This window comes from Cloacibacterium sp., assembly GCF_047601505.1.
In the GTDB taxonomy this organism is placed as follows: Bacteria; Bacteroidota; Bacteroidia; order Flavobacteriales; family Weeksellaceae; genus Cloacibacterium.
The window spans coordinates 2,196,106-2,208,961 of record NZ_JASGJD010000001.1 but is presented as its reverse complement, the minus strand read 5'-3'; the positions used below and the strand labels follow the sequence as shown (position 1 = coordinate 2,208,961).

The 12,856-nt window shown below is 28.4% G+C and carries 11 protein-coding genes; all 11 read right to left on the bottom strand.

Features of this window, described 5'->3' with window-relative positions; all coding sequences use genetic code 11:
• On the bottom strand, nucleotides 1–984 hold the full coding sequence (locus tag QM746_RS10135) for a glycosyltransferase family 4 protein (RefSeq protein ID WP_414984114.1): 984 nt from the start codon (nucleotides 982–984) through the stop codon (nucleotides 1–3).
• An 8-nt stretch (nucleotides 985–992) separates the two neighbouring features.
• Entirely contained in the window at nucleotides 993–2,282 is a 1,290-nt protein-coding gene (locus QM746_RS10130; RefSeq protein WP_414984113.1) for a hypothetical protein, read from the bottom strand.
• Between the two features lie 10 nt (nucleotides 2,283–2,292).
• A complete protein-coding gene (locus QM746_RS10125) occupies nucleotides 2,293–3,537 on the bottom strand; it encodes a glycosyltransferase family 4 protein (RefSeq protein WP_414984112.1) in 1,245 nt (414 codons plus the stop codon).
• Entirely contained in the window at nucleotides 3,530–4,615 is a 1,086-nt protein-coding gene (locus QM746_RS10120; protein ID WP_414984111.1) for a hypothetical protein, read from the bottom strand. Before QM746_RS10120 ends, QM746_RS10125 begins: the two co-directional genes overlap by 8 nt.
• A gap of 10 nt (nucleotides 4,616–4,625) precedes the next feature.
• Nucleotides 4,626–5,690 carry a glycosyltransferase family 4 protein gene (locus QM746_RS10115; protein ID WP_414984110.1) on the bottom strand — a complete coding sequence of 355 codons (1,065 nt, stop codon included), beginning with the start codon at nucleotides 5,688–5,690 and terminating at the stop codon, nucleotides 4,626–4,628.
• A 3-nt stretch (nucleotides 5,691–5,693) separates the two neighbouring features.
• Complete coding sequence (locus QM746_RS10110) at nucleotides 5,694–6,263, bottom strand: acyltransferase (RefSeq protein WP_414984109.1); 570 nt, start codon at nucleotides 6,261–6,263, stop codon at nucleotides 5,694–5,696.
• Nucleotides 6,260–6,694, bottom strand: a complete 435-nt coding sequence (locus QM746_RS10105; protein ID WP_414984108.1) for an acyltransferase — start codon at nucleotides 6,692–6,694, stop codon at nucleotides 6,260–6,262. The genes QM746_RS10110 and QM746_RS10105 overlap by 4 nt, the downstream gene beginning before the upstream one ends.
• Nucleotides 6,695–6,806: 112 nt before the next feature.
• Nucleotides 6,807–8,105, bottom strand: coding sequence for a polysaccharide biosynthesis protein (locus QM746_RS10100; RefSeq protein WP_414984107.1), 1,299 nt, complete (start codon nucleotides 8,103–8,105; stop codon nucleotides 6,807–6,809).
• A gap of 99 nt (nucleotides 8,106–8,204) precedes the next feature.
• Complete coding sequence (gene gmd, locus QM746_RS10095; protein ID WP_414984106.1) at nucleotides 8,205–9,317, bottom strand: GDP-mannose 4,6-dehydratase; 1,113 nt, start codon at nucleotides 9,315–9,317, stop codon at nucleotides 8,205–8,207.
• A 193-nt stretch (nucleotides 9,318–9,510) separates the two neighbouring features.
• Nucleotides 9,511–10,464, bottom strand: coding sequence for a GDP-L-fucose synthase family protein (locus QM746_RS10090; RefSeq protein ID WP_414984105.1), 954 nt, complete (start codon nucleotides 10,462–10,464; stop codon nucleotides 9,511–9,513).
• Nucleotides 10,465–10,481: 17 nt separating this feature from the next.
• On the bottom strand, nucleotides 10,482–12,854 hold the full coding sequence (locus QM746_RS10085) for a GumC family protein (protein WP_414984104.1): 2,373 nt from the start codon (nucleotides 12,852–12,854) through the stop codon (nucleotides 10,482–10,484).
• Nucleotides 12,855–12,856 lie beyond the last annotated feature (2 nt).

Sequence of the window (12,856 nt, the reverse complement as noted above, 5' to 3'; positions counted from 1 at the left end):
TTATAAGATAGATTGATAGAGGTTTATATAATCTTGAGCAATTTTATCAACACCGAATCGTTTTATATTTTCTAACCCTTTTTTAATTAATTTTTCTCTTAATTCTGGTTGTGAAATTATACTCAAATACCCTTCATGCATAGAGTTAATATCAAAAGGGTTTACATAATATACTGTATCTAAACCAACTTCAGTCATTGGGTCTATATTTGATGTTAAAACAATTCTTCCTATTGCTTGCCCTTCTATGATGGGCATACCAAAACCTTCATATTCTGATGGGAAATTAATAATATCACAATTACAGTATTCTTTTATTATTTCTTCATCATTTATCCCTTCAGTTTGTGAGTAGTCAATATTATAGAAAAGCAATTTATCAATCATTTCTTGTTTTATTTTTCCAACGATTCTTAAATGACAATTAATGCCATGCAATGCTTCAATTGTTCTTTCTAAATTTTTATTCCAACCGGTACCAATATGAAGAATTACAGGTTTTTCTACATTAAATTCTTTGGGGCTAAACTGATATTTAGGATCTACGGCATTATATATAACTGTAAGTTTGTCTGTAGGTAAATATTTAAGAATATTTTTTTTTGTATGTTCTGATATACAGGTAACTTTTTTTGCAATTTTAATAGGTAAGTAAAGCCAAAATAGCCATTTATAGAATTTTTTTATAGGGTTTTTCACATGATCAAGAAATACCAAATCGTGTATGGTTAGTACAGATTTGCAACCGATAAGGCCAAGAATACTATCATGAATGTGTCCTGTAATATGATGAATTTCTCCTTTTTTCTTATTTTTAAAAACATAGAATGAATTTTTTAAAATATCCCAGGGCATAGAATTTAAAGTTGGTGTATAAAATTCTGTAATTTCATTCTTTTTTTTGAGTTCATCGATAACAATACGAAATACTTTTTGTATCGAAAAACCCAATGCTTTATTTCTATGAAAGTAGTTTATCTTCATGAAAATATTTATTTTTTTAATGATGCCAAATAAAGAAATGCAGCTAAGACAATGAAACCTAAATTCGTTGGGATACCCAAAGAGCCATTAATAAAATTTAAAGCAAAAGCAGGGATTAACATCCATGGTAATAGATCATGTTGATAGATTAATTTTCTAAATCCCGCAAAACTAAACTTAATGGCTACAAGCAATCTATACAAAATAATAAAAACCCCGAGAATAATTCCAGATTCATTAGTTATTCTTACCCATTCTTCTTCACCATTAAAAAATGAAAACATACCATCTGTTCCACCTGCAAGCTTTGCCCCAATGTTAGTGCCTAGTCCTAAACCATTACCAAATAATGGAATGTCAGGATCAGAAAAGGCCCTTATAAAACTTCCAAAATACCTTTCTCCAAGTGTTCCCTTTAACCCTCCTTCAGCATCTGATGCATTTTCAAATCGAGTTGTTAAGACTTCAATACTTTCATTAGCTAAACCACTTACTAATAAACCAATCAACAATATTAAGGAAATGGGTAAAAACGCACTAAATTGCTTAATTATTTTTTTATTTTGAGAAAAAATAACTCCTATAAACAAAAACAAAATTAGTATCAATGTTTGAAATAAATGGGTTCTAGAGATAGATGTAGGAATGGTTATAGCATAACATCCTAACATAGTATATAGTAAAATAGGTTTTATTTGTAAATTTTTTATTAAGTTTTTGTTATTGATTAAAAAATAGAATAAAAAACTACCCGAGATTTGCAAATACAAAATTAAACCTGAGGTAAATGAAAAGGTACCAGGTGGTCTAAAAAAACCCATTAACCCATCAAATCCAGCACCTTCAATATTATTCCCAACACCTCGATTAACCCATGCAGATTGTGGTGAGTAAAATTGTAGAACCATCAATAGAGTCATTGGAATAAGAAGATATAGTAAAAATCTACCAATTTTTAAAACATCATCTCTTTGCAATATTTTTGCTGCAATAAAAATAAATGGGATATGAACAAAATAAATTCTCCAACCAAACATTGCTGTTGGGATTGTTTGATGTAAAGCAGGGAGTGATAATAAAAAAGATAAGGTAGAAATGGACATGATAGAGATGGATAACCAATTTTTTAACCATCCTCTTTTTAATCCTTCCCAAAAAAGCCATAAAACAATAGGTTCTCTTACTAATAACAATGGGGTATCTAAAAAAGGTAAAATCCACTTTCTTAATGCTCCTTCAAAAATTAAAAGAATAACATAAAGCCAAATCGCTTTTTTATAGGTTTGGGTATTGCTCAAGTTCATTTTTTTATTGAGATATGTATTTTTGTACTTCTAGGGCTAATTCATTACTATAATTTACCCATGGTCTATTGGCTGAAGTTTTCATTGCATTTTTTCCTACATATTCTAAAATTTCGGGTTGGTCTATAATTTCAATGATTTTTTTTCTTAGAGATACAGCTTCTCCTGCATTGATAATCCAACCATTTTCATTATTTTGAATGATATCCTTTCCACAAGTTCTATCAGTGGTTATAACGGGGGTACCTTGTGACATGGCTTCTGTTATTACCAATCCAAAGCCTTCAAATAGAGAAGGGAAAACAAAGACATCTTGATGTGACATTAATTTTAAAATTTCATCATGGGGTAGTGATGGAATATAATGATGCTTTGATAATTCCTTTTTAAGAATTGCACACTCATCAATTTTACCTTTTCCTACAATGGTTAATTCAATATAATTCTCAAGTCCTTTTACTGCTTCAAACAAATAGGCAATACCTTTTCTTTGAGATAAACCGCCAACAAAAAGCAATTTAATTTTTCTATTTTTATAAGTCTCGTAAACCCTGCTTTCATTAGGTGTTGAAAAACCATAGGGAATTACATGTATATTCTCTAGTTTTTGAGGAAAATCTTCTAAAGTCTTTTTTGTAAAAGAACTTGCTACAAAAATTTGATCGGCCAAACGAAGTTCTTCATCTTTTCGTTCTAATTTTTCAAATGAATCATTAAAACCTCCTAAGGTAATGGCCCATTCAGGAAGTTTATCTTTTTCTTCTTTCAATAACTTGTGCATAGTTCTCCAATATCCGATTGGAAGATCATACAAACATTTTATATTTTGTTTTTTTGCTTGTTGAAATGAATGTAATGCCCCATCTTCATAGGCGTATATTGCATCAACAGTATGATTGTTTTTTAAATATTGAGCAACATGTTTGTCTATACTTTGATATACTTGATCTATGCAAAACAATCCTTTTTCATGTTTTAATAAAGAATGTATATTTAATTTTTGAGCAATCATTCTTCCTAATTCTCGGTAAGGATAACATATCGTTTTTGTAGATATATTTTGATCATAAGCTCTTTTTTGAAATTCTTTTAATCCGGGTAAACGAGAAAGAAAATCATAAGTATTCTCAGGAAAAGTTGCTACGGTCGTATGAAAACTTTCCAAAGAATTTAATTTATCAAACCCTTTTAAGACTCCTCTAAGATTGGGATTACCATTGGGATGGGATATGACTATTTTTTTATTCATTTAAATCATTTATAAATTTTTCACAAACTGAACTAAGCAATATTGAATAATTATTATTATTTTTATTATTTAAACTTATTTTATAAATATCAATTATCATATCATTGATTTTTTCATTAAAAAAACCATTTATAGTATTGTATTTTTTTTGTTCAATCGGAGCAATTATAGGTACGTTATGAGTTAAAAATGCAGCAACTGTTCCGCTCTTTCCAAGTAAATGTTTTTCAACGGGTGTTATTGCAATATTACATAATTTAATATATTTAGAAATATCTTTGTTTAAAAGAAAACTTGTAGTTTCAATTTCTATATTTTTAAAGTTTTTTAAAATATAATTTTTAAAACTAGACATTTTACTTGGATTTCCACCAATTAATAAAATTTTTATTTTTTCTTTAATAATATTTTGTATTTTGTTAATTGTATTGATAATTTCAATTTTTTCTTCGATTTGACTAAAAAATCCTATCGTAAAATATTTGTCATTTGGTATGAAATTATCATCCACACATTCAATATTAGAAAATAATGGAAGAGGGTATGATATGATATTTAATTTTTTTAATCTTTTTTGATATATAGGCAAATGTGTATGTTTTAATTTTATATTAATTAATTTGTTTATCAATAATATTATAGCTTGTTGATTTTTTCTTAAAATAAATCTCTTAAGATTCTTTTCTTGAACCCATAATTCATGAAACATAATGTGCCAATTAAAATTACCTTTTAATTTAGAAACAGCATAAATAAAAGCAAATGGTAAACCTTTTAAATCAAAAGAATGTGGTACATACTGCAAACTAACCCAATTGGGTTTTTCATTGTTAACCCATTCTTGTGTATGTTTTATTTTTTCTTTCCATGTGAGGTCTGAGGGTATTCTTATGGTATTTACAGCTGTCCCTTCATCCATTTGCATTTCTTTTACAAAAACATTGATGTTTCGATCATTGATTGCAATAATTGAAGCTTGATGTCCTTTTCTGATCAATTCACCTGCCAAGCGTCTACTATAGTCACCAACTCCATCTTTACCAGTTTCCAAAGAACCACATATAAATACAAATTTCATGAAACTAATTTTAAATGTTGTCTATAATATATTTTACTAATTCTAATGATGTTTTTTCCCATGTACGATTAGTTACACTTTCTTTTGCTTTTTCCCCAATTTTATTACATAAATTTCTATTACTATAACATTTAATTATTAACTCTGAGAGTTCATCGTAGTTTCCAACATTAAATAAATAACCATTTTGTCCATTTGTAATAATATCTTTTTGGCCATCTGCATTAGTTGTAATACAACATTTACCTACTGCCATTGCTTGTAACAAACTTAAAGGTTGGCCTTCACTTATACTGGGCAAAATAAATATATTTGATTGTTTTAATAAATCTATTTCTTGGTTGCTTTCAAATTTTGGAATGATTTTTAAAAAAGATTTTAAATGATATGGCCAATAATTAATTACTTCTTCTTCAGTTTTTCCTGTTCCAATTAATAAATATTGAACATCAAAAATGCCTGCATTATATATTTTATCAGCTGCTTTTATCAAAGTATAAATTCCTTTCCTTTCTATCCAAGAACCATTAAATAATATTGTGAAAAAATCATCATTTTTAGAAGTTTCTATACTTTCATCAATAGAAAATACTCCATTTTTATAAATAAAAATATCATTTTCATTTCTTTTATAAAAATCTATTACATATTTTTTATCTGTAGAGTTTAAAACTAAAATTTTTTTTGAATTTTTAATTCCTCTATCACAATTATAAAGTCTCCAAATTGGAAATAACATTTTAGTTTTAAAACTTTCATTTTTTTTATTTATATTCCATATTCTTCTTTCTATACCATGACTTTCAACAAAACATGGGACTCCTTTATTAATAAATTGACCAGCTGCAGGTTCATGCACTATAAATAAATACGGTTTTACATTTAATTTTTTAAAATGCATATAAGCTAAATAAGGAAATAATCCTTTATGTTTAATCTCTCCAACTTCTTTTGGACCTATGTGAATAAAATTATAACCAAGTTGTTCAAAACTCTTTTTTAAATAATATTCAACTCTTGCCATTCCACCATTTTGAGATATATCAATCTCAGAAACATGTATAATATTTTTCATAAGTTATTTTCTAATACCTATTTTTTTTGCAGGAACACCAGCCCATATTTCATTTGAAGGTATATTTTTTGTGACAACTGATCCAGCACCAACAACAGCACCTTTACCTATATTTACACCTTTTAAAACAACTACATTTACACCTAACCAAACATCTTCTTCAATTAAAATTGCTGCTTTATTGGACTCTTGTACTCCTATTCTTTCATTTATTTTTATACCATGATCATGGTCTATAAATTTACATCCTGATGCTATATTAGAAAATTCTCTTATTGTGATATTACAATTAGAATTAAATTCACATCCCCTTCCTATAAATACATTGTTATCTATTTTTATTGAAGAGCCTTTTCCATAAATTCCATCAAATTTAAAAAAAATTAAATCTTCTAATACACAATTACTTCCTATTGATACTTGATGAGGCCATGTGACTATTATTTTTGGCAAAAAAGTATTATTACCAATCTGCATACCTATGATTTTAAAATAATAGGTACGAAAAATTGAATTAAAAAATTTAAATTTCTTAATTCTTACGTTAAAAATAATTCTAGCAAATATACTCATTGAAATAATCTTTTATATGAGGCACTATAATTGTAAAGTTCGGGTCTTGTATTAATTTGTTTTGCAGGAACACCAGCTACAATCGCTCTTTCTTCTACATCTCTTGATACAACTGAACCAGCTGCAATTACTGCACCTTTTCCAATATGAACACCTGGTAATATCATGGCTCTTGTACCGATCCAAACATAATCTTCAACAATAATTTCTTTATTTCTTCCTTTTACACCAATTAAATCTTCATTATGGTCTGCTGTTAAAAAAATAACTTCTTCTGAAACTGATACATTATTTCCAATTTTTAATTTTCCTCTAGGGTCTAATCTACAATTTGAATTAATAATAGAATTTTCACCCAATTTTAAATTTTTAGCACAATCCATTTTACAATTCATAAATATAGTGCTTCCTTTACCTATTTCAAATTTCATTATTTTTTTGTAAAAAAGAAGCCTAATGGTATGGCTTGGGATATGTGATATGATATGATTACATATATATATTCTGAGTTCTGAGAAAATAATTTTAATGTTCATCTAAAATTTAATTTTTAATTTGAAATATTTTTATTAATAAGTAATTAAAAAACAAAATTGCTTTTATAATATTAATAAAAATAGTAAATAATAAAACACCTTTTAAGGTATTTATCTCGAAAAGAAAAATACCTAAAAAAATACTTAAAATACTTATACTAATTTCTAAAATAGGGTTTACAATCCAACCTTTTGAATAAGTAAAAGATGCAAATAAACCAATAAAAAGATTTATTATACTTGCTATTATGCTTAATAACAATTCATTATTTAAATTTTTATAATTGTTTCCTAAAATCCACAATAATTGATCACTAAAAATAATCGTTAAAAAGATAATAAACAATCCAAGTATTAAATATAAAAATAAAACTTGTATAGTTTTTTTTAATAAAATTTGCTTATTGTTATTTAACCTTGCAAAACGTGGTATTATTAAAAGTGAAGTTAAACTTGTTATAAATGTGAATAACATACCAAATCTACTTAATGCTCCTATTTCAGCAATTGAAGAAGTCTTACCATAAAGTGATATAATCCAAACTGTTATTTGTGATGAAAAAGCAAAATAAAATGCACCTGGGATAACTCTTTTTACAATTATAGTTAATTCCTTTTCTACTTCTGGTGATATTTTTTTAATAATATCAACATGTTTGGAAATAAGTTTTTTAAGTTTTATATTACCATAAATTCTTGGTAGTCCATTTGCAATTAATGCAATTGATGTAATAGGAAAAATAAAGAGTAATATAGCATTAAGAAAAGCTCTAAATATAGCTACTTGAAGTTGGTTTTTTTGAAGTGGGATTATATCTTGTTTAAGTTTAGGAATAGTCTCCAATAATGAATCTGATAAAGATGCATAAAATGCAGGAATTATTGATGCTGAAATTAATAAAGAAATAAACCAACTTACTTGGTGTTCTCTTAATAAGTAAATAAGAATCGGTAACGAAATTAATAAACTTAAAATTCCAAATTTTTTTCGTAAAATCATACCTGTACTTATAATTTTACTTAATTTCTCCCGGTTATCCCAATTTTTTCCTCCTAATGCCATTACACCAGTAGATAATCCACCATTTGCTAATACAGTCATTGTACCCAACATTGTATTTGCTAATGTATATAATGCATATTCTTCAACAGACAATAACCTGATAATTAAAATACCAGCAATAAAACCAATTACTTGTATCAAAATTTGAACAAAACCTGTTATACTAAATAATTTAACCCATTTTAATATTTTGTCAAAATGTTGATGATTTTTAATCTTAGAAAATATGTTTTTAGGATTCAATTGAAATTATTGTTTTTAAAATTTACATATGAAAGAAAAATAACTAAAAAATATTTTTAATTTATTTATTTCATAAAACAAAAAGAGAATATTCAATTTTTATCCAATAATATTTTCTAATTGTCCATTATAATTTCTCTTTACAAACTCCAAATCAGATTGTACCATTTCAGAGCAAAGAGCAGCTACATCATATTTTGGTTCCCAACCTAATTGTGTTTTAGATTTGGTAGGGTCTCCAATTAATAAATCTACTTCTGTAGGACGGTAATATTTAGGGTCTATTCTTACAACTACTTTTCCGAGTTCTAATTGATATCGAGGATTGTTGCATGCTACAACTTTTGCCACTTCGTTTTCGGCTTCTCCTTCAAAAGATAATTCAATACCTACTTCGGCAAAAGACATTTTTACAAAATCACGAATATAAGTGGTAACACCTGTTGCGATTACATAATCTTCGGCTACATCTTGTTGTAGAATTCTCCACATAGCTTCCACATAATCCTTAGCATGTCCCCAGTCTCTTTGTGCATTTAGATTTCCAAGATATAAACAATCTTGTTTTCCTAATGCTATAGCTGCTGTAGCCATGGTAATTTTTCGGGTTACGAATGTTTCTCCTCTTCTTGGCGATTCGTGATTAAATAAAATTCCGTTACAAGCATACATATTGTAAGCTTCTCTGTAATTTTTTGTTATCCAGAAACCATAAATTTTTGCTACACCATAAGGCGAACGAGGGTAGAAGGGAGAGTTTTCATCATAAAAACCTTCAGCATTTTTGTTTTCTTCTAATCCTCCATACAATTCTGAAGTGGATGCTTGGTATATTCTTGTCTTTTTCTCTAATCCTAAAATTCTTACAGCTTCCAAAATTCTCAAGGTTCCAATACCATCTACATTGGCAACATATTCCGGAGAATCAAAAGAAACTTTTACATGAGACATCGCACCAAGATTGTAAATTTCGTCTGGCTGAATTTCTTGAATAATTCTAATTAAGTTAGTAGAATCTGTTAAATCGCCATAGTGCAATTTAAAATTTACATGATTTTCGTGCTGGTCTATATAAAGATGGTCAATTCTTTGAGTATTGAAAGAAGAAGATCTTCTTTTAATACCATGTACCATATATCCTTTTTCTAATAATAATTCAGCTAAATATGAACCATCTTGTCCTGTAATTCCCGTTATTAATGCAACTTTCATCGTTTTTGTTTTTAATTTCTATTTTTTTCACGAAAAGCTCGCTAAGTTTTTTTTCCTTATTTAATGTTTTTAAGTCCGCTAAGGCGTAAAACTTATGTAATTTTTTCTAATCTCCAAAATTCCCCTCTTGAAAGAGGGGTGTCATTCCGATTTATCGGAATGACGGGGTGTAAAAAAAATCAACCCTATCATTTTACCCCATTTTTACCTCTTTAAAATGATGAATATTTTCTAAAAACCATTGATAAGTTTTTTGGATGCCTTCCTCTAATTCTACTTTATGTTTCCAGCCCAAAGAATGCATTTTTGAAATATCCATCAATTTTCTTGGGGTACCATCTGGTTTTGAAGAATCCCAAATGAGTTCTCCTGTATGTCCTATAACTTTTTGAATCATTAAAGCCAATTCTTTAATGGTTAAATCTTCTCCTGTTCCTACATTATAAAGATGTTCTGGCAAAACATTTTCCAAAGCAAAAACTACAGAATTCGCCATATCATCTACAAAAAGAAACTCCCTCAAAGGAGTACCACTTCCCCAAAGAGTTACGGATACATTACCATTTTCTTTAGCTTCATGAAACTTACGAATCATTGCTGGTAAAACATGGGAAGTATTTAAATCAAAATTATCGTGAGTCCCGTATAAATTGGTAGGCATTAGGCTTACATAGTCTTTACCATATTGCTTTCTTATCGCTTCACAAGCTTTAATACCTGTAATTTTAGCAACAGCATACCATTCGTTGGTTGGTTCTAAAGTTCCTGTTAATAGATATTCTTCTTTTAGAGGCTGTGGTGCTAATTTTGGATAAATACAAGAAGAACCTAGAAAAATAAATTTCTCTACTTCATGATTCAATGCAGCATCAATAAGATTATTTTGAATCGTCATGTTATCCATTAAAAATTGATATGGATAGGTATTATTGGCTAAAATTCCTCCAACTCTTGCAGCGGCGTCTATTACCACTTCTGGTTTTTCTACTTCAAAAAAACGATGTACCGAATCTTGATTTCTTAAGTCTAATTCTTTACTGGTTTTACCAATTAAATGGGTATAGCCTGCTTTCTCTAGTTGTCTCCAAATAGCAGCTCCCACCATTCCTTTGTGTCCTGCTATGTAAATTTTAGTTTTTTTATCCATCTCTTTTTGGATTTATTTTATAATTTAAACCACCTTTTCCAAAGAGGTTTTCTCTCTTCTGCATTTTCATAATAACCATACTGATTGTAGTAATTACTATTATAATGGTCATATTTTTCTGGGTTAAAATCATTAACCACCAAATTCATTTTTGGCATTTTCTCTTCAAGATACAAATTATTGGCTACTTCAATTTGTTTCTTTTCGGTATGTCCAATTCTAGATACATATAAGGTTAAATCTACATATTTGCCAATAATACTAGAATCTGTTACAATAATTGGAGGGCAATCAACAATTACATAATCAAATCTTTTCTTCACTTCGGCAAACAACTCCTCTGTCTCTTTTGTCATCAACAATTCTGACGGATTTGGAGGGATACTTCCACTAGGCAATGCCCAAAGATTTTTAAATCCTTCAACAGGATAAATTACTTCATCTAATGTTGCGTCCCCAATAACACATTCCGAAAACCCTTTCTTTCTTTGCATCCCTAGCTCTTTTGCCATTTGTGGTTTTCTTAAATCTAAACCAATAATCAATATTTTAGAACCTATATTAGCAGCTAATGTAGAAGCCAAGTTTAAAGAAATAAATGTTTTACCTTCTCCAGGCATAGAAGAAGTTAGCATAACGGTAAATGCACTTTCTTTTTGCTGATAGAAATGAAGGTTAGTTCTTAAGATTCTAAATTGTTCAGCAAGCGGACTTCTAGGGTTATCTTTTACTTCAAAATTACTTGGTTCGTCTTGATGACTTATTTCACCAATAATGGGGATGGTAGTTCTTTCAGTAATATCATTTCTTGTTTCAATCTTAATATTGAAAATCTTTCTAATATAATATACTGCAATAGGAATAATAATACCAATAAGCAATCCTACCAATCGAATCATATTCTTCTTAGGGCTAATAGGAGTATCTACAATTCTTGCATAATCTACCACTCTAATATTAGATAGAGTAGAAGACCTTCCTATAGCGGTTTCTTCTCTTTTCTTTAGCAAAAACAAATAGAGTTCTTGTTTTATAGCTTGTTGTCTGCTAATATCAAGAAACTGTCTTTCTTGTTCAGGTATTTTTTTAATCATACCTATATTTTCGTTAGACTGCCCTCTTAATTGATTAGCAACAATAGAATAAGAATTTTTAGCACTTTGAATACTACTCAATAATTCTTCTTTTACAGAGTTAATCTGACTATTAACACTTATTACGGTTGGGTTTTCTGATGTTGCATTTTTAGAAAGCTTTTGCTTCTGAACAATTAATGCATTATATTGATTTACCAAAACAGCCAGTGATGGGTCTGCTGTAAGAAGATTAGAGGGGATTATATGTGTTTTGTTATTTTTAAGATAATTTTCTAACGAACTTACTACATTTAATTGTATTTCAGACTGTATTAAATCTTTATTGTTTTCTTTAGTCGCTTCTAGCAATACTTTTGTCTGCTCTACAATATCGGTAACATTATTTCTTTGTTTAAAATTTTGTACCGCTTTTTCTACATCATTTAATTCTTTAGTCACTTCTACCAATCGATCATTAATAAACATCATGGTGCTATCATTAATGCTATTATTATCTTTTAAGTTATCTGAAATATAAGTATCTATAACTTTATTAATGATTTTTCTTCCCATTTTAGGGTTTGAAGACTCCATGGCAAGATTAATAATACTTGCTTTCTTATTTGGGATTTCAACGGCAATGTCTTTGGTGTAATTTTCAGTTGTTATTGTAGGTTTTTCAACCATCATTTCCCATTCATTATTTCCTATAACTCTATCAACTTTAGGACGAAATATAAATGTACCTAGAGGTAATTTTACCGCTTGGTTCCATCCTATAAGTGTTGTTTCTCCATCTATAATAATTTGGGGTGCTTTATTTGAAGCTACAAAAATATATTCATGATTTTTTAAAAATCCTTCTTCATTATAATTAAGTACTACGGTTTCCCATGGCATATCAATAGATGCTTCAGTTGTTTTTCCAAAAATATCTTTTTTAGTATAGCTAATATTTAATTGAAGATCTTTCACTACTTTATCCAAAACAGAATAGGTAGTAATAATTTCTAATTCATTATCTACTGAATTAGCTCCAGACATTATCCCTAAACTTTGAAGCATATCTGTACCTTTTCCCATGCCTCCCATTTTAGAGTCATTCTCTTTAATAAGCAATTTTGCTTTTACTTGATACACTGGCTTAGTAAATTTTAAAAAAAGAAAAGATCCTGCTAAACCAATAATACCACATAGAACTATCCAAGGAAGTAGTCTCTTTATAGTTAAATATAATTTCACAAAATCAAAAGAATCAGAATCATCTATCCATTCTAAATTTTCTGCTTCTTGTAAATTTTTGTTTCTGCCCATAA